The sequence below is a fragment of the Siphonobacter sp. SORGH_AS_0500 genome (assembly GCF_031453245.1).
In the GTDB taxonomy this organism is placed as follows: Bacteria; Bacteroidota; Bacteroidia; order Cytophagales; family Spirosomataceae; genus Siphonobacter.
Genome location: NZ_JAVIYT010000001.1, coordinates 4,164,319 through 4,186,170 on the forward strand (window position 1 = coordinate 4,164,319; position 21,852 = coordinate 4,186,170).

The following is a 21,852-nucleotide window of genomic DNA, read 5'->3' on the forward strand; positions in this document are numbered from 1 at the left end:
CCAATGTTTTGTACTAAAACCGGTAGTGGAAGGCTACTCAATCATTAAACAAAAGAATCCCTTTCAGGGTATCATCAGCGAAACCAGCATTACGACAAGTTTACAGGCAGTTACCCTAACGGTTCTATTGTATTTTTACTTCAACCATCAACCCCTGTCTTTATGGATTTTCTATCGCTTTTCTGGATCGGTTTGTTAGGAGCCGTTGCGGGTTTTGGAATTGCTTTTGTGTTTGGAAAGTCCCGCCGGAATCAGGATAAGATGCTTCGTTCGGAATCGGCTGTATTACTCGAACGGATTGAGAAAGTTTTCAAGGTTGTGCTGGCAGAAGGGCATTTCTCAGAAATTCACGATTACAATGACCGCCGGGATTTATTCATGGGTTTGAAGGCGGGGTCTAAAAAGGCATTAATCGTAACCCGAGCGAAGGTGTTGGTGGGATATGATTTCATGAAGGTGCGGATGCATTGGGTAGAAGGCCAACGTCACATTCGCGTGGAATCATTACCCGAACCTGAAATTCTGAGCATTGACTCGGATTATACCATTTATGACATCGATCAGGGCATGTTCAACCGCTTTAATAAAGACGAATACACCAAGCTTTTCTCGGATGCCAAGCAGGTGATTCATAATAAAGCGGTGGCATCAGAGTTGCCTGCTGTAGCTGAAAAGCAGGTGAAGTTATTACTGAGCCAGTTGGCGATTACTTCCGGCTGGACCATTGAGTTTTCAGGTCAGGATCAGATTAGTACTGAAGTAGCCCTGGCGTTAAAAAAGCCGCTCTGAAACAGAACGGCTTTTCTATTAATCCACTTGTTACGCAATGATTCAGATGAGTCAAAGGGTCTTTCGACGGCCTACTTCACTCCTGACAGTTGGTAGATAGAAACCCGGGGCGTGTTTCTACAACTGCTTCATCTGTCCATGTTTACTACAAAATTGGGTTATCCTTTCCCTGAAGAAAATGACTTTTATCAGTCTTTATAAATGGCTGACTCATTACGGTAGATACGCGATGAAAAGTATGGTTAATACTTCATGTTCATTCACGTTTCTAACCCAGACAAACAGACATTTAGATTCTATTTTTATCGTAGAGACGCGACTTTGGACTAGCCCCAAGAAGTTGGACGGTTGTTTTAAAAGCCAGCGTTGATGCGGAAGTCTACGGGACTCATACCCTGTAGGTTCAAACGGATTCGCTGGTGATTGTAATAGTGAATGTACTGCCTGATGTCTTTTTCTAAAGCCTGGATACATTCATAACTGTTAAGGTAAAATAACTCACTTTTAAGCGTACCAAAAAAATTTTCCATCACCGCATTATCCAGACAATTCCCCTTTCTGGACATACTTTGGATCAGACCCTGCTTTTTCAGTCTTCTCTGATAGGGTTTCATCTGATATTGCCAGCCCTGGTCCGAGTGTAACAAGAGCCTCGTAGGAGCAGGCAATTTAGCTAAGGCCTCTTCCAGCATCCGACTTACCTGTTTAAAATTGGCTCGCTCCGAGAGATCATAACTGACAATCTCACCATTGTAAAGATCTAGTATGGGGGATAAATACAGTTTTTGAGCACCCACTTTGAACTCGGTGACATCGGTCACCCACTTGGCAAAAGGCTTTTCTGCTGTAAACTCCCGATTCAGTAGGTTGGGAGTGGTGGGAGCCTTTTCTCCCCGATAGGACCGGTATTTTTTGAGGCGAATCCGGCTTCTGAGCTGCAACTCTCCCAAGAGTTTGAACACCGTTTTATGATTGAGCGTATAGCCTTCTGCCCGTAGAACAGAGGTCAGGCGTCGGTAGCCATAGCGTCCCTGATGTTGCTGATAAAGCTGGCTCAGCCGCTGTTTATGGGGAGCATACTTGCCTAACCTATCCCTGCTTTTGAGTTGATAGTAGTACGTACTGCGGGCGAGCTGAGCGGCCCTTAGTAGCAGCGATAGATCATAATCAGGCCTTAATTCATGCACAATCAGGGCTTTTTGCCTTTTTTCTGGGCCTGAATCAAGGCTCGTAACTTTTTTAGGTAAGCCACCTCCGCCTGCAGTCGTTTATTCTCCTCAACGACTCGCTCGTATTCACTGGCGGGCACTCGACTCGATTGGGATGAAGCCATAGGGGGGAAATCGTTAAGCTCATCGCTCTGCTGGGGGTAATTTGCCAGGGCCCTGTTAATCCAACCCCGAAGCACACTAGTCGAGCGAAGAGAAAAAGTCAAACAAACTTCCCGCAAAGATAAGTCTTGAGTCAGAAAAGCGGCAACGGCGGCAGTTTTGATCGATTCGGAATAGCGATGTTGATGCGAAACGCATGCCAGAGCCGATGGCCCAAAGGCTTCATACCCATCGATCCATCGTCGTAGCATGGACTCGTGAATACCGTAAGCTCGGGCTAGGGCGTGAATCGATGCTTTACTCGACTTGGCCGCTTCCACCGCTGCTTTCTTAAAGGCATAACTATACTTCTTTTTCTTTTGCATTGCTCCTTTCAGTTAATGTCTAACTTTTCGGGGGCAATCCACTTCATCGCCTCTAGCTGGGAGATGAAAGTAACGTAGGGGTGTTAAAAATCGCCCCTTATTCAGAAGCATCCGCCCTGGTTAGTGTCCTCACTAACTACTGTTAATGGCTGGTGAAGACACCAGCCAGGGTGGAAGTACCCCAAACCGCTTCTAACCAGATGCAATAAAATCGCGGCTCTACTTGAAATGATTGATTGCTATACTTATGCGGATTGGCAATCATCTGCTATGGTTGGTGTCCTCACCAACCACTGTTAATGGCTGGTGAAGACACCAGCCACAGCGGGAGTAACCAAAACCGCCTCTACCCCAACATCAATCCCTGAAAGCAAAAACATTCAAACATTCAAACATTCAAACATTCAAAAAAAACGCCAGCCTGAGACAGACTGGCGTTTTTGTTTACTTGTATCGTTAATAAAACGAGTTGCCCGGTTGAGAGACACGGTACATTCAGCTTTGAGACCCTAAGTCGAATGTTCCAGCACAACCTTAAGAAATGCTCTGCAAAGGTCGACGGAAAGCGTCTTTAAAGGAATGCTTATTACCAGATCGAAGACTGACTTTTGTCATTGATTAACTGCGTCAGAAATTCCGTTAACAGACGAACTCCATAAGCCGTACCGGCCCGCTGGGGTGCCAGATCCATATCGCCATAAGCCGTACCGGCAATGTCTAAATGAGCCCAGGCGGTATGGTTTTCAACGAATAACTCTAAAAATTTAGCAGCCGCTATGGCCTGAGAATGCGGCACGCCCGAAAAATTCCGAACATCGGCAATGTCTGACTTCAGGTGATCGGCGTAATCTTCCCACATGGGTAATCGCCAAAGCCGCTCACCCGTGCGTTCTCCCGCCCGCTTGAGTTTTTTACCCAAGAGATCGCTCGTGGTAAATAATCCGGCGGCGTGATACCCCAGCGTTCGAATGATACTTCCCGTTAAAGTTGCCAGATCAATTAATACGTCAGGCTTGAAGTTTCTAACGGCATAAGTTAAGCCATCGGCCAGAATCAGGCGGCCTTCCGCATCAGTGTCAGTTACTTCAATGGTTTTCCCAGCGTAGGACTGGATCACATCGCCGGGCTTCATGCTTTCGCCATCCACGCTGTTTTCGGTAGTCGGGACGATCCCGATCAGGTGAATGGGTAACTTCAGTTTGGCCGCTACTTCCACCGCTCCTAATACCGCCGCCGCTCCGCCCATGTCGGATTTCATCAGGTGCATGTTTTCGGAGGGCTTGATGGAAATGCCGCCCGTGTCGAAGGTTACTCCTTTGCCCACCAGTCCCACCTTTTGGGTTGCTCCTTCGCCTTTGTACTCCATGACGATAAACTCAGGTTCGCTTTTGCTTCCCTGTCCTACGGCCAGCAGGGCAAACAGGCCCAGGGAATGACATTCACCGGAATCAAAAACCCGAACTTTATACCCATATTTCTCGCCCGAATGCATGGCCCAGCTTGCCAGCGTTTGTGGCGTTTTGAAATTGGAGGGAGCATTCAACAGCGTGAATAATTGCAACTGCGTTTCGGCGATGCTCTTGCCTTTTTCAATCAGTTCAGGGTTGACCTCGGCACTTAACAGCTCAACCGTTCCTTGTTCGAATAAGGCAACTGGCGTTTTAGGATCAGACTTGTAGAGGCCAAAATCGTAAGTCCCTAAGATGATTCCGTTAACAACGAATTCCGTCCAGTCGGCGGGCCGGTTCTGCAACGAAATACCGATTTGCGAACCTACTTTTGTTTTATGCTTGAAAATCAGCGTTCGGAAGGCTTTGATGAGGTGATGGGAGTTAGCCTCCGAGCCCAAGCCCAGCACATAGATTCGCTTTTCGCCCGAAAAAAAAGTAGTAATCTCCGCTTTTTCAGCTTTTACCTCTGTTTCAAGCACTGCCAGGGGTAAGGCCGTCTGTTCGGCAATAACCGCCAGTTGAGAAGCCAGTTCTTCTTTTCGTACCGGATAAATAATGGTTTGCGTATCCGCAGAGAATTGGGAAACCGCCAGAAAATTCATTTTCAAAATCGTTTACAGTTTCATTAGTTTTGACTGCTATTTAAATCTAAGGTATGCATATTTTGTGAAGCTCATTTGAAGTCTGATCGACAAAATCAGTTTCGCTAGTACTCATGACTTATTAAAAAATCAACCATGACTTACGAAGCTTTTCAGCAAAGTCTTTCGCTCGACACACCCCCTGCTGGCCTATCCCCTTTACTAACAGCTTTATGGCATGACGGTAAAGACGACTGGGAATCAGCCCATGAGATTGCCCAGTCTGCCGAAGGAACCCCTGCCTACGACCGCATCCACGCCTATCTACATCGGAAAGAAGGCGATCAGTGGAACGCGGGTTACTGGTATCGTCGGGCAGCAGCATCGATGCCTTCTGGCAGTCTTGACAAAGAATGGGAAAGTCTGGTTCATCACCATTTATCCCTCCTCTCCTAAGGGGTCTACCTGCACGAACCATTGAAATTTTCAGATTTTACTTTAGCATCCGCCCGTCAATTCCCGAAGTGCATTAACTTTGTTTATAAATTAACTCCCACCGTATCCGGTTAAGACAGTCTTTGAAATTTGTAGATTTATTGATTGGCATACACATCGTTTACCGTGCATGCCTTGTGTTGGGTAAAGTAACATGTCTGATACGATTACGGCTTCCAGTTTCGATGCACTGCGAGTAGCCTTTGAAGGGGAACTGTATTATACGAATTCGACAGAGCACGAAGCTCAGCGAATTCTATATGCTACCGATGCTTCCGTTTACCGCGAAAAACCACTGGCCGTCGCCATCCCAAAGTCGATTACGGATGTAAAGAATCTACTGACCTTTGCTCGTAATCATCGGGTTACCCTAATTCCGCGAACCGCTGGCACTTCACTAGCCGGGCAGGTGGTTGGCTCGGGAATTGTGGTTGATTTATCCAAATACTTCACGGAAATTCTGGAAATCAATGCCGAAGCTCGCTGGGTACGTGTACAACCCGGCGTTATTCGTGATGATTTAAATAAAGCCCTCGCTCCCTACGGGCTCATGTTCGGGCCCGAAACGTCTACGGCCAACCGGGCCATGATTGGCGGCATGGTGGGCAATAACTCCTGCGGTCTGCATAGTATGGTTTGGGGCAGCACCCGCGACCATCTGCTTTCCGCGAAAGTATTCCTGGCCGATGGTTCGGAAGCAGAATTCAAGGCCCTTTCTCCCTGGCGTTATGACTTGAAGCGGGAAGCTGAGGAGCATTCGCTGGAGACCTCGATTTATCAGGGGCTTCATACGCTCCTGTCCGACCCCACGAATCAACAGCAGATCAGAGATCGTTTTCCTAAAAAATCGCTTACCCGTCGCAATACGGGCTACGCACTCGATTCTTTACTTGAGAACGAGCCCTTTACCGCCGGGGGAGCTGACTTTAACTTATGCCATTTACTCGCCGGTTCTGAAGGGACACTGGCTCTGGCCACGGAGTTAAAGCTTAACCTCATCCCTTTACCTCCCAGCGAAGTAGCCGTAGTTTGCGTGCATTGCCGATCCATTCAGGAATCGCTTCAGGCCAATTTGGTTGCTTTGAAGTACCAACCGATGTCTTCGGAACTGGTGGATAAGTACATTCTGGATTTCACGAAGGATAACCCCGAGCAGAGTAAAAATCGCTTTTTTATTGAAGGCGATCCGGCGGCTATTCTGATGGTTGAATTCATGGCCGAAACACCACAGGATCTTCAGCAACAGGTAGATCAGTTTGTGACGAGCCTGAGAAATCAGCAAATTGGCTTTGCCGCTCCGGTCATTTTTGGTGAAAAAACCAAACAGGTCTGGGAAGTACGAAAAGGAGGATTGGGCCTGATTCGTAACCTGCCCGGCGACACGCAACCCGTCAACCTGATTGAAGATTGTGCCGTAGCTCCCGAGGAGTTACCCCATTATATTGCCGAGCTCGAAGAGATGCTTCGTCGGCATAACATCCACGCCAGTTATTACGCCCACGCGGGAGCCGGAGAACTGCACGTGGAGCCCATGATTAACCTGAAAACCTCCCAGGGGCAGCAGTTATTTCGTCAGGTTTTAGCGGAAACCGTTGAACTGGTGAAGAAATACCGGGGCTCGCTTTCGGGGGAACACGGGGACGGACGATTACGCGGCGAGTTTATTCCGCAAATGATGGGTCAGGAAGTGTATGCCCTCTTCCGCGAAGTCAAGCAACTCTTTGACCCTCATGGTGTTTTCAACGCTGGTAAGATTGTCGATACCCCGCCGATGAACCAGTTTCTTCGGTATGAAGCTGACAAACCCGTTCGAAAAATCAATACTTATTTTGATTTCAGCAAGCAGGAAAACATCCTTCGCTTAACTGAAAAATGTTCGGGTTCTGGCGATTGCCGTAAAACGGAATTAAGCGGCGGAACCATGTGCCCCAGCTTCATGGCTACCCGCAGCGAACACGATACTACCCGGGCCCGGGCGAATATTCTTCGGGAATTTCTGACGAATTCAACCCAAAAGAATCCATTCGATCATCCGGAAATTAAGGATGTAATGGATTTATGTCTGAGTTGTAAAGGCTGTAAGTCCGAATGCCCCAGTAGCGTTGATGTTGCCAAGCTAAAGGCTGAATTTCAGCAGCATTATTACGATGCTCACGGCGTTCCGTTCCGGTCTAAAATGATCGGTAACTTTACCCGATTGTCCCGCATGGGTAGTCGTATGCCGCGTCTGTATAACTGGGCCATGACGAGCAAATTCCCGTCTTCGATACTCAAAAAAGTGATGGGTTTTGCTCCTGAACGCTCCATGCCGCTCATTGCCCAGCAAACCCTACGGCAGTGGTTTGCCCAGCACGAATTCCGTCTGAATTCGACGGGACGGGTTAAATTCAAACGGATTCTTTTCTTCTGTGATGAATTTACCAACTATAATGACGTTGAAGTCGGCAAAAAAGCCATTCTGTTACTAAGTGGCTTGGGCTATAAGGTCGAGATTCCTTACCACGTTGAGTCTGGCCGCACTTACCTGTCTAAAGGTATGGTGAAAGAAGCTCGTAAAATTGCCATTAAAAACGTTGAATTATTAACCGAAGCGATCAAAGACGGCCCCCCCATCGTTGGACTGGAGCCTTCGGCCATTTTGACACTTCGCGATGAGTATTTAGAACTAGTGCCTGCGGAATTAAAAGAACAGGCGAAGCTAATTGCCGAACGGGCTTTCATTTTCGATGAGTTTCTGGCTCAGGAAGTAGACAAAAAAAACATTAAATCCGATCAGTTTACGTACGAAAAACGGCTCATCAAACTGCACGGGCATTGCCATCAGAAGGCCTTGTCCAGCTTAACCCACACAAAGAAAATTCTCTCATTACCAAGCCAATACGAAGTTCATCTGATTCCTTCAGGTTGCTGCGGCATGGCAGGTAGTTTTGGGTATGAAGCCAAACATTATGAAGTTTCCATGCAGATTGGTGAACTGGTCTTATTCCCTACCGTTCGGAAACAGCCTGATGACGTAACCATTGCCGCTCCCGGCACTAGCTGTCGACATCAGATTAAAGATGGAACGGGTAGAATAGCTCAACATCCCGCCGAAATTCTTTGGGAAGCTTTTATTAGTAACGAATATAAATAATCACTTTATCTAACTACAATCAATTGATAAACAAACACTTAAGAATAACTTCATTTATTATTTAAGCAAATAAAAACATTATTAATTCCCTAAGGTTTTATATTCATTGAGATAAGTACTTCACATCATTCCGATACTGTTTGCCCTCCTTTACCGCCAAAAAGGAGTCCTTAAGAATGCCTGCCAGCAATTTGCTGGCAGCATTAAGGTATTTGCACCGAGCTCCGGGTATCTCCCCTTTTACCTAGTTATTTGACAAACTGTCCTATCAGAAAGTCGTTCATGAAAATAATTGCTGTTGGCAATGTTTTTTAGCGGATATTTGGTCTGAACTTCCCGGCTCGTCCATGACCGAACTACTTATCTTATTACTCCTGATTGTTGTTAACGGTATTTTTTCAATGGCTGAAATTGCTTTAGTTTCGGCCCGAAAAATACGTCTTAAAAATGACGCCGAACGAGGCGATACCCGAGCCCGTCAGGCCCTCCAACTCGCCGAAGCACCCGATACTTTTCTTTCAACCGTACAGATTGGGATTACCCTTATCGGTATTCTGACGGGTATTTATTCCGGGGAAAAACTGGAAGGTAACCTCACCGAATGGCTTCGTCAGTTTACGATTATCGCCCCTTATGCAAATACCATTTCCCGGGTTTTATTACTGGTTTTCATTACATACATCACTTTAGTAATCGGTGAGCTGGTTCCGAAACGCATTGGCCTGACCCGAGCTGAAAGTATATCCAAGACCCTGGCTCTGCCTATGTCGCTGCTTTCCCGCGTGACGTACCCTTTTATCTGGTTACTTTCTATTTCTACTAATCTGATTGTTAAAGTTTTAGGCATTCGCCGGGGCGATGACAGCATGGTTACAGAAGAAGAAATCAAAGCCATCGTCAATGAAGGACTGGAACAGGGCACGATTGACGTAATTGAGCAGGAAATCGTTGAGAACGTTTTTAATGTTAGTGATCGGCACATTGTTTCGCTCATGACGCACCGCAGTGATCTGGCCTGGATCGATATCAACGATACGGTAGAACAGGTACAGCAGAAAATCAAGCAGGAACGTCATTCGGTGTACCCGGTCGGTGATAAGTCTCTCGACAAAATGATAGGCGTTATCACCGTTAAAGATCTATATCTGGCCTCACCCGGCACACCGCTTAAAAGCCTGATTCATAAGCCTGTCTTCCTCCCCGAAAACATTTCGGCGTATCAGGTACTGGATGAATTCAGAAAATCTAAAGTTCATCACGGGTTTATTGTGGATGAATACGGCGTATTGCAGGGCATGGTCACAGTTAATGATATTTTTGAAGCCATTGTAGGCCACATGCCCGATGCGGAGGTGATTGATTTTACCTTCGTCAAACGGGAAGACGGCTCTTTCCTGGTGGAAGCTCAAATGCCCTTTATTGACTTTCTAACCCGCATGGGTCGCCGGGACATCCGTGATTTTCTGGAAGAAGACTATTCTACCGTAGCTGGCTTTATTCTTCACCATCTCCGTCGAATTCCAGTGGAAGGCGAGCACTTCCGTTGGAGTAACCTCATGTTTGAGGTAATCGACATGGACGGCCAACGCATTGATAAAGTACTGGTTTCGGAATTAACCGATCTTGATGAGTAATAAAAAAGAGGCCGTTCCAGTGGAACGGCCTCTTTTTTGGCAATCAACCTTATTTACCCAATAGCCATTTCCTGTTGAGTAAGAAACACTTCCAGAGAAATACCGTCTCCATTAAAGCCAAAACAAGGATACGCATCGCCCTCATTCGTAAACAGGCGAGCCTGTAAATATTTCTTCGTAGGATAGTATGATTGTAATTCTACTAAACGCTCTTGTGAATCAACAAGTCCAAACCATAAATTTCCGTCAAAAAAGAAGGCATTGGCAGGCTTAGCAGAAGGGTTTAATGAACTTGACATTTTCATAACTGTTAGGGCTGTAGATTGGAAATAAATCATCACTAATAAGTGTGTGCACACTACTTTCTGGATATCATCGGGAAGAAATATTTGCAAATCAACAACTTTTAAAAAAGCCAGCGGAGCATTTTACACGAATTTCAAATTTTACCCGATGAGGTGCAGTAAATAGCCGATGTTTAGTATGCTTGCAGCCTAACAGTTAAGTAGTCATTAACTATCAATGAGTAGGTTTATCCCGGAGGGGTGCTGAGGCATGTAACTCATGGTATATTTTTAACGTATATTCTTCTAAAATAGCCAAGACTTTCTCCCGACTTAGGTCATTCACTATTAATCCAATATGATACTCTTCATCCATTTTCCAATAGACTTCGGGTCGGTCATAGCTGCTTAAATCCGGGCGAGCCTGATTGATGAGGGAGATCACTATACCCGAATAGTTAGGTTGGATTTCAGGTAAAGTATAGGTTAACTTTCCAGCAACTGCTGTTTCCATCCGGGCCCATTCCCGCCAGAGATTAATGCCGCTGGCGGCCTCTACCATCTCTGCTAAATGAGCCCCGCCCACCCGTGAAGCCGTCTCCAGAAAGTAATACTGTCCGTCTTCGTGGCAGTGAATAAACTCGCTGTGACTGGCGGAATATTCCAGCCCAAATGCCTGTAACAATTCTTCATTAAACGCCAGCAAAGCCTTCGACTCCGGCGAATCGAAAGGAACCGTTACCGAGCGAAAAATGCCCCCGCCGTGAGCTACCTCCATGGGCGTGTCGAGGTATTGACTCGCCCAGTTGAAAATCACTTTTCCCTGATACGTTAAAGCATCCACATGATATACATGACCGGGTTTAAACTGCTCGGCCAGATATTCATGCCGCCGCTCGCCTAACGCATGGACAGCCTCCCAGAGTTCGTGCCGATTATACACTTTTTTGATCCCCGAAGTCGATGCTTCGCCCCGAGGTTTTATGACGACGGGATACGTTACTGAATCAGCAAAAGCGGTTACTTCTACGTCATTAAATAAAGCCGTAAACGCTGGAATTCGCAGGCCCGCTTCGGCGGCTTTCATCCGCATGGCCAGTTTATCACGGAAGTAACGAGCGGTGGTTTGGCCCATGCCCGGAATCCTGAATGTTTCTCTTAGAAAAGCCCCTTTCTCTACATCAAAATCATCCAGAGCTACAATGCGGTCGATCTTCCTGCTTCGCATGGTATGAGCCAGACCTTTCACTAATTCTTCCAGATTTAAGACTCCATTTTCGGGTGTTTCTACGAAAAAAATTTCATCGATGAATTCCCGAACCCAAGGCTTATGTTCCAGTTTTTTTTCGGTTAATAAATACACTTGATTTCCCGCTTCTTTGCAGGATTTCAAAAATTCATTTCCCTTGAAGTAAGTAGCAATGCACAAAAAAGAGAGCGACATAGAGAGCTGGTTTTGGTCTAACGGTTTCTGAAGATAGAACTTCCCGGGCGGATTCGCGGCCAAATCAAAAACAATTCTTCCGGGCCATTGGCAATCTATTACTTTTGCGGGATGGATTCCAGCCGCAGTATTTATAGTTTTCAATTCTGGCTTCTCTGTGCCAGTAATTTCCTCTTCACGGCCAGCTTTAACATGATGATTCCCGAACTGCCGGGGTACTTGTCTGCCCTCGGAGGTCGGGAATACGTTGGTCTGGTTATTAGTCTCTTCACGCTGACAGCCGGCATCTCCAGACCCTTTTCAGGAAAACTTACGGATACCATTGGCCGCGTGCCTATCATGGCTTTCGGCTCGCTGGTTTGTTTTGTTTGCGGACTGCTGTATCCCTTCATGAGCAGCGTTTATGCTTTTTTATTACTGCGGTTATTTCATGGTTTTTCAACGGGATTTAAGCCTACCGCTACTTCCGCTTACGTTGCCGACGTTATGCCCGAAGACCGCCGCGGCGAAGCTCTGAGTATGCTGGGAATCTCGGCCAGTATTGGCATGTCTTCCGGTCCTCCACTGGGCAGTTGGCTAACGGCTGCCTTTTCCATCGATACCATGTTTTACGTTTCATCACTTTTTGCCTTTTTATCGATTGGTATTCTGGCTAATCTGAAGGAAACGCTTCAACACCGGCATCGGTTTTCTCCGCGATTATTACTTATTAAAAAACACGAAATTTTTGACCCCAAAGTATTGGCTCCGGCTTTGGTAACGCTTTTGGTTAGTTATGCTACGGGACTGATTTTAACCATTGGCCCGGATTTATCCTTATCCGTGGGAATTTACAACAAGGGGCTGTTTTTCATGACCTACACCGTTTCATCCTTACTGATCCGATTGGTAGCGGGCAAAGCTTCCGACCGCTACGGACGGGTAGCCGTGTTACGGATTTCAGTGTTGATTCAGGTAGCAGCGATGGCTGGGCTGGCTTTTGCCTCTACTATTTACATGGTGTTAGCGATGGCGATTCTGTTTGGTATTCCCTGGGGACTTAACATTCCCGCCCTGCAAGCCTGGACGGTCGATCTTTCCAATCCACTTCATCGGGGCAGAGCCGTGGCTACGACGTACATTGCTTTGGAAGTAGGCATCGGCATTGGGGCCTTAACCTCAGGCTGGTTACATAATAACTTACGAAACAGCTACTTTGTCAATTTCCTGATAGCGGCAATTATTACCTTCGGAGCCTGGATTTACATGGCCTTCCGAAAATCCCCAGCCTTGCAACGTTGAGAAAAAGAATAGAAGCTACTACACAAAACGCTAGACTCGCAACTTTAAACGCTAAACGCCAATGACTTTTGAAGCCTACCTTACCCAGAAAAAAATAAACGCTCAGGCCTTCCAGCAAGCAGAACCTGAGCGTTTTGAAGAATGGAAACAGTTATTCGAACAAATGCATCCAGACAGTTTTACGGCTCAAAAGAAATTTCTGATTAATCCCCTTCGCCGAAAATATAGCCTCACTGCGGCTTAAGCGGTTCTTCGCGATCTTCAAACGGCATGCGGTCGGAATTGAGTTTCACCATTTCCGTATTCTTCCGCATTCGCATGTTAATCAGTTCGACAATTAGCGAGAAGGCCATTGCTACGTAGAGATAGGCCTTATTCACTTCCTGGTGGAAGGATTCAGCGACGAGCATAATTCCAATAGCAATCAGGAAAGACAGAGCCAGAATCTGAAGCGTTGGGTTCCGGTTGATAAAATCGGCAATAACACCCGAGAAGGCCAGCATAATTGCCATGGAAACGACAACGGCCATAACCATAATCCAGACGTTCTCAACCAGTCCAACGGCGGTCAGGATACTGTCGATGGAGAAGACCGCATCCACGAGTACAATCTGTACGATAATCGCACTGAGTTTAGAATATTTGGGCTTTGCACCACTAGCTTCGTCAGAAGACGCTTCTAATTTGTGGTGAATTTCCAGCGTACTCTTCGCCACCAGAAATAACCCTCCTGCCAGCAAAATCAAATCTTTCCAGCTAATACCTACCAGCTCCTCAGAGTTGTGTTCGTGTAAAAAGGGTATTTCGAACAAAGGCGTCGTCAGCCGTAATAGCGAGGTAATCCCGAAAAGCAAAACAATCCGAAACACCATCGCAAGTAGTAAACCAATGGTTCGGGCCTGTTTCTGCTGGGCCTTTTCGAGCTTCCCAACGATGATGGAGATGAAGATGATGTTATCCACCCCCAAAACAATTTCCAGAAACGAAAGCGTTAATAAGCTTATGAGTACTGCGGGATCGGCCAAATTGGGAAAGTCCATGATCTCTTGTGGATAAATTGATAATAATGAAAGCTTAAATCTGGATTAAAACTGCCGTTCCACCACCCGGAATAGGATCGAAGGTGAATAAGCGGTTTGGAATGGATTTTTGATTAAATGTAAAACAAACCAATCTTGAAAATACTATGGCACGCAGCTCTCGTTTTATTTCTCTCGCTATCGGAGTAAGCGTCGTTTGGGCCATTCGACAAATGGTTCGTTCCAGCCGTCGCTTCGAAGTTCAGAATAAAGTTTTCGTCATTACGGGAGGTTCACGGGGTCTGGGATTAGTTTTAGCCCGCCAACTGGCACGTCAAAAAGCGAAGCTCGTACTGGTCGCTCGCGATTTGGATGAGCTCCGTCGAGCCGAAGAATACATTGCCGATCTGGGGGCTGAGGTAATTACCCTGGCCTGTGATATGACAAACCCGGAAGAAGTAGAGGAAATGATCGAGCAAACGCTCGATTACTACGGTCGAATTGATGCATTGATTAATAACGCTGGCGTTATTCAGGTAGGACCCATCGATAATATGTCGCTTCAGGAATATGATGAAGCGATGGAAACTCACTTTTTCGGTCCACTACACGCCATTCGGGCGGTCTTACCTCATATGCAAGGTCGTGGAGAAGGACGTATCGTTAACATTTCTTCGATTGGCGGAAAAGTAGCCATTCCTCATCTGTTGCCTTATTCAGCCAGTAAATTCGCCTTAAGCGGCCTTTCCAAAGGGCTTCGGGCCGAGTTACTGAGTCAGGGTATTCACGTTACCACCGTTTACCCCGGACTGATGCGAACGGGAAGCCCTCGAAACGCCATCATTAAGGGCAAACACCACAAAGAATACGCCTGGTTTAAAATTGCTGATTCGCTCCCAGTATTAAGTGTTAGTGCTGAATATGCGGCGGAGCAAATTATTGAAGGCCTAAAACAGGGCCGAGCCGAAGTTACCATTAGCTGGCCTGCAAAAGTGCTGTCATTCCTGGACCATCGATTCCCGGAATTATCGACAGATCTGTTCAGCCTGCTGAATCGTCTGTTACCCGATGCCGTCCCTGAAGCCATGAATCCCCGAAAAAAAGGCTACGAAGTCGAATCAAAGCTTACGTACAACGGCTTCTCAAAACCAACCAACGAAGCGGCGATTCAGAATAACGAAATCTAGTTCGTTTACTGTTTTGAATTACCTTCGTAGAGACGCCGATTTATCGCGTCTGGGTAGTTAGCTTACTATAGTTGAGTTATCATCCGACTCATTTTCGGAAAGTTCTTCAATAAAAAAGGGTCGCCAGAACTTAAAATCTGGCGATCCTTTTTTCAAGTATAGTAAAAATTTAACCAATCACCACCGGACCATTTTGGTTGATGCTGGATACGTAAATTTCACTGGCAATGTCTACACTGGCAAAGGCCCGTTGCATGGCCTCTCCCACTTTCTTAGCCGAATCCCGATCTTTACTTAAAGCAAACATCGAAGGACCCGCTCCTGAAATACTGCAACCTAAAGCACCTGCTTCGATAGCCGCGGCTTTCACTTCATTAAATCCGGGAATCAAAATGGAGCGAACGGGCTCAATGATAACATCTACCAAGCTGCGGGAAATCAGACCGTAGTCACCTTTCATCAAGCCAGCCACTAAACCAGCCACATTACCCATTTGAGTAATCGTATTTTTAAGCGAAGTTTCCTTGCGAAGAATGTTACGGGCATCCCGGGTATTCACCTCAATTTGTGGGTGGACAATCGTCGCAAAAAGTTCGGCTGGGGTATCTACTTTAATCACATCCAGTTTAGGCTCGTAACTACGAATGGCAATAAAACCACCTAACAAACTCGGAGCTACGTTATCGGCGTGGGGAGTACCACTGGCAAAACGCTCGCCTTCCATCGCAAAAGGCAACAAGTCAATTTGCTCCATAGGGCGACCCATCAGTTCGTTCAAAGCAAAAACACCGGCCACCGAACTCGCCGCCGAAGAGCCCAGACCGCTGCCCAGGGGCATTTTTTTACGTAACTCAATACTAACCCCCTGATTGGCATTGAGGTGTTTCATGTAAGCCAGCATCGAAATACAGGCCGTATTTTTTTCAGGATTAAGCGACAAACGCCCTTGATCACCTTCAATTTTCACTATCTCCAAACCAGGAGTAGCTTTTTTACGAAGAATAATTTCGTCGCCGGGATTATCGACGGCAAAACCAAATATGTCAAATCCGCAAGCTACATTGGCTACGGTCGCCGGAGCGAAAACTTTGATGGATTCCATGAAAAGAATAGAACTAAAGGCCTTTCTCTGCGAAAGTCGCCTCAATACGTGAGGGTGAGAACTTCCGACAAATGTACAAAATGAGTTTGATGGATACCGTCTAAAAAACGCTTATCCTGAATTTTAAACCATCCCTAGAAGGTATTCAAAAGTTGCTTTTCGTCCGAAGTAACCGGAATGACATCCACTCCAACTTTAATGGTATGCTTGCCGCCGCTAAAAAGAATACCTTTAAGCGGGGAAACATCCCCAAAGTCCCGCCCCCAGGCCGTGGTAATGTGCCGTTCCTGCGGAACCAGATCATTGGTCGGATCAAAGTCACACCAGCCAATACCCGGAGCATACACCGAAACCCAGGCATGGGTAGCATCGGACCCCTGCAACTTAACTTTACCCGGTGGCGGTTTGGTTTCCAGATACCCACTTACGTAACGAGCCGCAAAGCCCAAGCTCCGAAAACAGGCAATAGCCAGGTGAGAAAAATCCTGGCAAACGCCTTTGCGTTCGTGAAAAGCAGTCTTCAAAGGCGTATGAATCGTCGTGAAGCCCGAAACATATTTAAAATCCGTGTAAATTTTATGACACAGCTCCCGGGCACTTTGATAAAATGACTGATCCTCACGAAAACATTCCGAAGCATAATCCCTGATTTCGGCATCCCACTGCACGTAGGGACTTGGCAGGGTATATTCCAGCACTTCATTCTTCACCACCAGATTCCGCTGAATTTGCTCCCGAACCTGGCGATTCGTCATGAATAAATCCGTAATAATTGTAGAGCGGGTTTCCACTAAACTAGTGGCTAATACGCTCAGTTGCTGGTGTGGTTTATGAATTGAAAAGTGATGTAATGTATTACCAAAATAATCCATTCGCTGATTAATTTCATCCGGCATCGGACTAATAATCAGCGAAAAATTAGTAACCTTCTGCTTAGGAAACGTCTTGGGCATAACGCAGGCGATACCGTGATAACTATTGACATCACCCGTATAATTATACTGCGTTTTATGAATGAGCTTATAAATCATTATCTACATCCATTAAAGTATCTGTAATTGAATGCTGCGTGAACGTATGTTTAAAATATAGATTCGCAATGAAGTTGGAAACGGTGCTTACATGGCCATAAATATCCAAAAGCATCTGATCTAATTTTAAATACGGTTTATCCGCTTCTATAACCTTATTCAGTTCATTAACATCTACTAATTGTAACTGTGTAGAAGCCTGTAAAATTGCTTTTTGAGCTTCATTCAATCGTTCTGAATTTTGAGGTAATTTGCTAAGAGCTTCGTTTAGAGCTTTTAATAAATAAGATAAAGAAGTCGGTACCTGCTGATCTAATAATAGCATATCCAGTACGTATTCCATCTCAAAATTTGACTTATACGCTAATCGATAATTCACTAAGGCAAAGTGACTCATTAAAGCCGCCTCCATCAATTCCGTCTCTACAAACTGTTCCGTCTTCGTACTGAAAATAGAACGAAGAATGGTTACTTTCGAAAGAATACGTTCGACCAGTTTTCCTACTTCAAACAGGTAATAACCGTGATTTCGAGGAAGCGTTTCGTTAACAAGTCCGTAGAAGGTAAACAGGTTATTCTGCAACGTATTCAACGCGTTCTGAATATCGTTTGGATTTTGACGAGTATGAATGTTTTTTAATCGCTGATTGATGTTTTCAATGTTATCAACGGTTCGCCACGTTACCTGATTCCAGCGATCACGAACGGCTATAATGGCTTTCATATAAGACTGTATGCTCGACGTTATCGTACCCCGTTGATTATCGTTTGCAATACTTTCATAAATCAAGGGATATGGATTTTCAAACGCTTCTTTATTTTCGTCCGTAAATCCATTTTCCATTCGAATCAACCGCGAAACGGTTTTCAGAAGAATTTCGATATGTTCGGTCTTATTCGTACTGCCAAAATTTCGCTGAAAATTCAGAGCATTAAGGGTAATGATTAAAAAGCTACTGGCTACCATAGTCCGCTCGGCGTAACGAGCCGTCCAATAGAGATTTTCGGCACTTCGGCTAGGCAGCGAAGACTGAGCTTTCTGAGATAGTAAACCTGGTAACTTGATACGCTCGCGAATCACCTCTGCTTCATCCGAAATGATCCAGGTATCTTTTGATAAGCCTCCGTATTGATTGGAAAAGGTGAATTTATCCTTGATAGGTGAACTTCGGGTCAGCCCTCCCTGCATAACCTGATACCCCGTGGGCGTGGCCGTGAGAAAGGCCCGAATAGCGGCATAACGAGGTTCGATATGATCCTCAACGAAGGCCGGAGTAGTTGAAAAACTTGTTTCCTGCTGAGCTACGTATTCCGTTGGGTTTTGCAGGATTTGTTGTTTCAATTCCTGCAATTGCTGGTGCGTTAACTGCCTTCCGTATACCGATCTAAATACTTGTTTCCGATTCGCTTTTTTAATAATTAATTCATGCAAATGCTCCAGTACATACGCCCGTTCTTTTTCCTGACCACACCACCAGGTAGCTACCGAAGGTAGAATTAATTCCTCCCCTAAAAAGTGCCGGGAAATGGAAGGTAAAAAAGCATTTAAAGCGGAGTTCTCCAGCATACTGGTCCCCGGAGGGTTAATCACCAGTACGTTTCCATTCCGCATGACCTGCAATAATCCGGCTACTCCCAAACGCGAACCTGAACGCAATTCCAGTGGGTCGCACCACTCATCATCAATCCGGCGAATAATGACATCCACCCGTTGTAAGCCTTCAATGGATTTCAACCAGACATAGCCATTCTTGACAATTAAATCATCTCCCTGAACCAGCGTATAGCCCAGGTAAGAGGCAAGATACGCCTGCTCGAAATACGTTTCATTATTGGGACCTGCCGTCAGATAAACGATGTTTAAATGTTCTGATTTTTCTCTGAACACTTTAAACATGGACTGCTGAGCCTGCGTGAAAAAAGGTGATAATCGGCTGATGTAGACATCCTCCGCCAACTCAGGCATGATCTTACTGATGATTACCCGATTTTCGAGTGTATAACCCGACCCCGAAGGAGCCTGCGTACGATTATCCAGCACCCACATCCGGCCATCCGGCCCCCGAGCCATGTCGGCAGCGTAAGTCATTAACTGATTTTCGGTGGGAAGCTTTACGTCCAGACAAGGGCGAAAAAAGCCGGTATTTTCAAACACCAGTTCGGGAGGAAGAATCCCTTCTTTCAGGAGTCTTTTATCTCCGTACGCATCACGGTAGATTAAATCCAGTAATACGGCCCGTTGCTGTAATCCTTTCGAAATAGATTCCCATTCTTTTTGTTCAATTAAAAAAGGGATGGGATCTAATTTCCAGGGAGAATTTAAGCCTTTAGGTTCCTGATACACATTATAGGTAACCCCGTTTTCACGGATTTTATTCTTGATTTCCTGTAACCTATTTTTTAACTCTAAATTTCCTATTTTCTCCAGTCCTATAAATAAATTTTTCCAGTAAGGTTTTATACTTCCATCGGAAGCTAAAATCTCGTCATACGAACTAATCTGGCTTTTGTAAGAATCTAATAAAGAATGAATCGTTTCTGTTACCATGCGTTCTGCTTGTGCGAGTAAGGTCGAAACCTCTCCTCCAGTTTTACCCACATTTTACCAAATACACTAGTTCATTTCTACTATGTCCGTGAGTTTGCTTAGTCAAAAATAGGACTAAAAAAATAGATTAGCCTGCTGACGAAAAACTTTAAACAGAGCTATAAGCCAAATTTTAACCAATACAATAGCTACTTATTCAAAATAATAACTACGAAACAAGCTAGAAACCCTAATAAATATACATTTTAAGCTCTTAGTGAATTTTAAACGTGCCTTGATTTTAAGAGAAACGGTATTAAAAGCATACCAGAAACCAACCTGTTAGCCCTGAATCCGTTAACTTTCGAAAGTTACCTGATCAAGTTCTTCAAAGTATTAAACTATTACAGGGTTAATTATGCTTATTCCCACATTCCCCCCGGGATTCAAAAGCTATTCTTACTTTTGCAACTAGATGAATCACCTGACGTTATCTTCTTTTCTGCATCTAGCCCTTACTCCACCCTGAGTTTGGTCTTTTCCTGCTTTCCTTTTCCAATGATTAATCTTTCTGGCCATCCCAAGCCGCGGAATTACTGCGTTCCGTTCGGTGTAACTATACTGTTTTATGAACTCACGATTGAATCTGTTCGATTTAAGTCAAAAAGTAAATTACAAAACTGAAGTACTTTCGGGTCTTACGGTTGCCCTGGCCCTCATTCCCGAGGCCATTGCTTTTGCCCTGATTGCAGGTCTTTCGCCTTTGACTGGCTTATACGCTGCCTTTACGATGGGTTTCGTAACCTCTATTTTGGGAGGCCGCCCCGGCATGATTTCAGGAGCAACGGGAGCCGTCGCCGTGGTTATTGTTAGTCTGGCTCAATCGCATGGTGTTGAATATATTTTCGCTACTGTAGTTCTGGCGGGACTACTTCAAATTCTGGCGGGAACTTTAAAACTTGGCAAATTCATCCGGCTAGTACCTCATCCCGTTATGTTCGGATTTGTAAATGGCCTGGCCATTGTCATTTTTATGGCCCAGCTTAATCAGTTCAAGTATACTGATGCCTCAGGCACTTTGCAGTGGTTACAGGGTACGCCTTTATGGATCATGCTTGGCATTGCAGGTATTACCATGCTCATTATCTGGGGCCTTCCTAAGCTTACCAAGGTAATTCCGTCCTCATTAACCGCTATTGTGGTTGTTTCGGCGGCTGTGATTGGGTTTAACATCGACACTAAAACCGTTGGAGACATCGCTTCTGTTCAAGGTAGTTTTCCACCTTTTCACATTCCATCGGTTCCGTTTACCCTTGAAACCCTGCAAATTATTTTTCCCTACGCCTGTATCGTGGCTGGTGTTGGCCTGATTGAAAGTCTGTTAACCCTCAACCTTATTGATGAAATAACTGAAACCAAAGGCCGAAGCAATAAAGAATGTATGGCTCAGGGAACGGCCAATATCGTTTCCGGGCTTTTCTCAGGCATGGGTGGTTGTGCGATGATTGGCCAGAGTCTGATTAATATTTCGTCTGGTGCCAGAGCCCGGTTATCGGGAATAGTAGCTTCCGTGATGCTGCTCGTATTCATCATGTTTGGAGCAGGTCTGATTGAAAAACTGCCTATGGCCGCCCTAACTGGCGTGATGATTATGGTTTGCATCGGAACTTTCGAATGGGCAAGCCTAAAAACGATTGGACGGATGCCCGTAATCGATGTGATCGTCATTATACTGGTCACATTGGTAACGGTATTTTTACATAACCTGGCTCTGGCGGTGCTCGTCGGCGTTATCATTTCTGCCCTTGTCTTTGCCTGGCAGAATGCTCAACGCATTAGGGCCAGAAAATACACGGACGAAAGCGGTGTCAAACATTACGAGCTTTTTGGTCCGCTGTTTTTTGGTTCGATTCAAACCTTTAACGAAAAATTTGACATCACGAACGATCCAAGTGAAGTGGTTATTGATTTTGCCGAAAGCCGGGTTGCTGATATGTCTGCAATTGAAGCTCTGCATAAACTAACCCAACGATATGCATTAGCGGGTAAAGTCGTTCATTTACGCCATTTAAGTCCTGATTGCCAGCGATTGCTTCGGAAAGCGGGAAGTATTATCGAGGTTAATATCATGCAAGACCCCCATTACCAGGTGGCTTCTGATCTGGAATAATCACAATAAAAGCCCGAGGTAACAAACC

17 protein-coding genes are annotated in these 21,852 nt (G+C 45.5%); 8 read left to right on the forward strand and 9 right to left on the reverse strand.

Going from position 1 to position 21,852, the window contains the following annotated elements:
• Positions 1-162 precede the first annotated feature (162 nt).
• Positions 163-789, forward strand: coding sequence for a DUF4230 domain-containing protein (locus tag QE357_RS17645; RefSeq protein WP_106637352.1), 627 nt, complete (start codon positions 163-165; stop codon positions 787-789).
• Positions 790-1,142: 353 nt separating this feature from the next.
• Here the strand turns inward: QE357_RS17645 and QE357_RS17650 are convergent, their stop codons facing one another.
• The 3 genes from QE357_RS17650 to QE357_RS17660 form a co-directional block, all read right to left on the reverse strand.
• A complete protein-coding gene (locus tag QE357_RS17650; protein ID WP_309704883.1) occupies positions 1,143-1,976 on the reverse strand; it encodes an IS3 family transposase in 834 nt (277 codons plus the stop codon).
• 2 nt (positions 1,977-1,978) lie between these two features.
• Positions 1,979-2,485, reverse strand: a complete 507-nt coding sequence (locus QE357_RS17655) for a transposase (RefSeq protein ID WP_309704884.1) — start codon at positions 2,483-2,485, stop codon at positions 1,979-1,981.
• Between the two features lie 586 nt (positions 2,486-3,071).
• Positions 3,072-4,538: a leucyl aminopeptidase family protein gene (locus QE357_RS17660; protein ID WP_309710246.1), complete on the reverse strand. Its 1,467-nt coding sequence runs from the start codon at positions 4,536-4,538 to the stop codon at positions 3,072-3,074.
• 135 nt (positions 4,539-4,673) lie between these two features.
• Between QE357_RS17660 and QE357_RS17665 the strand changes: the two genes are divergently transcribed.
• From QE357_RS17665 to QE357_RS17675, 3 genes are all read left to right on the forward strand, one after another.
• Entirely contained in the window at positions 4,674-4,973 is a 300-nt protein-coding gene (locus QE357_RS17665) for a hypothetical protein (RefSeq protein WP_309710250.1), read from the forward strand.
• Between the two features lie 193 nt (positions 4,974-5,166).
• A complete protein-coding gene (locus QE357_RS17670) occupies positions 5,167-8,145 on the forward strand; it encodes an FAD-binding and (Fe-S)-binding domain-containing protein (RefSeq protein ID WP_106637349.1) in 2,979 nt (992 codons plus the stop codon).
• Between the two features lie 347 nt (positions 8,146-8,492).
• Complete coding sequence (locus QE357_RS17675) at positions 8,493-9,779, forward strand: hemolysin family protein (RefSeq protein WP_106637348.1); 1,287 nt, start codon at positions 8,493-8,495, stop codon at positions 9,777-9,779.
• A gap of 53 nt (positions 9,780-9,832) precedes the next feature.
• On the opposite strand, the gene QE357_RS17680 is transcribed toward QE357_RS17675, so the two are convergent.
• Complete coding sequence (locus QE357_RS17680) at positions 9,833-10,078, reverse strand: hypothetical protein (protein ID WP_106637347.1); 246 nt, start codon at positions 10,076-10,078, stop codon at positions 9,833-9,835.
• A 220-nt stretch (positions 10,079-10,298) separates the two neighbouring features.
• Entirely contained in the window at positions 10,299-11,507 is a 1,209-nt protein-coding gene (locus QE357_RS17685; RefSeq protein WP_106637346.1) for an acetyl-CoA carboxylase biotin carboxylase subunit family protein, read from the reverse strand.
• A 111-nt stretch (positions 11,508-11,618) separates the two neighbouring features.
• Here QE357_RS17685 and QE357_RS17690 point away from each other — a divergent pair, with 111 nt between their 5' ends.
• Positions 11,619-12,788 carry an MFS transporter gene (locus QE357_RS17690; RefSeq protein ID WP_307141202.1) on the forward strand — a complete coding sequence of 390 codons (1,170 nt, stop codon included), beginning with the start codon at positions 11,619-11,621 and terminating at the stop codon, positions 12,786-12,788.
• Between the two features lie 61 nt (positions 12,789-12,849).
• Entirely contained in the window at positions 12,850-13,032 is a 183-nt protein-coding gene (locus QE357_RS17695; RefSeq protein ID WP_307141203.1) for a hypothetical protein, read from the forward strand.
• Here the strand turns inward: QE357_RS17695 and QE357_RS17700 are convergent.
• Positions 13,019-13,828: a TerC family protein gene (locus QE357_RS17700; RefSeq protein ID WP_309710264.1), complete on the reverse strand. Its 810-nt coding sequence runs from the start codon at positions 13,826-13,828 to the stop codon at positions 13,019-13,021. The two genes, QE357_RS17695 and QE357_RS17700, sit on opposite strands and share 14 nt — an antisense overlap.
• A gap of 146 nt (positions 13,829-13,974) precedes the next feature.
• Between QE357_RS17700 and QE357_RS17705 the strand changes: the two genes are divergently transcribed.
• On the forward strand, positions 13,975-14,994 hold the full coding sequence (locus tag QE357_RS17705; RefSeq protein WP_106637343.1) for an SDR family oxidoreductase: 1,020 nt from the start codon (positions 13,975-13,977) through the stop codon (positions 14,992-14,994).
• 169 nt (positions 14,995-15,163) lie between these two features.
• Here the strand turns inward: QE357_RS17705 and QE357_RS17710 are convergent, their stop codons facing one another.
• The 3 genes from QE357_RS17710 to QE357_RS17720 all read right to left on the reverse strand — a co-directional run bounded on the left by QE357_RS17710 (position 15,164) and on the right by QE357_RS17720 (position 19,675).
• On the reverse strand, positions 15,164-16,096 hold the full coding sequence (locus QE357_RS17710; protein WP_106637342.1) for a homoserine kinase: 933 nt from the start codon (positions 16,094-16,096) through the stop codon (positions 15,164-15,166).
• A gap of 134 nt (positions 16,097-16,230) precedes the next feature.
• Positions 16,231-17,127 carry a transglutaminase family protein gene (locus QE357_RS17715; RefSeq protein WP_106637341.1) on the reverse strand — a complete coding sequence of 299 codons (897 nt, stop codon included), beginning with the start codon at positions 17,125-17,127 and terminating at the stop codon, positions 16,231-16,233.
• A complete protein-coding gene (locus QE357_RS17720) occupies positions 17,117-19,675 on the reverse strand; it encodes a circularly permuted type 2 ATP-grasp protein (RefSeq protein WP_106637407.1) in 2,559 nt (852 codons plus the stop codon). The genes QE357_RS17715 and QE357_RS17720 overlap by 11 nt, the downstream gene beginning before the upstream one ends.
• Positions 19,676-20,282: 607 nt before the next feature.
• Between QE357_RS17720 and QE357_RS17725 the strand changes: the two genes are divergently transcribed.
• Complete coding sequence (locus tag QE357_RS17725; RefSeq protein WP_309710272.1) at positions 20,283-21,824, forward strand: SulP family inorganic anion transporter; 1,542 nt, start codon at positions 20,283-20,285, stop codon at positions 21,822-21,824.
• Positions 21,825-21,852 lie beyond the last annotated feature (28 nt).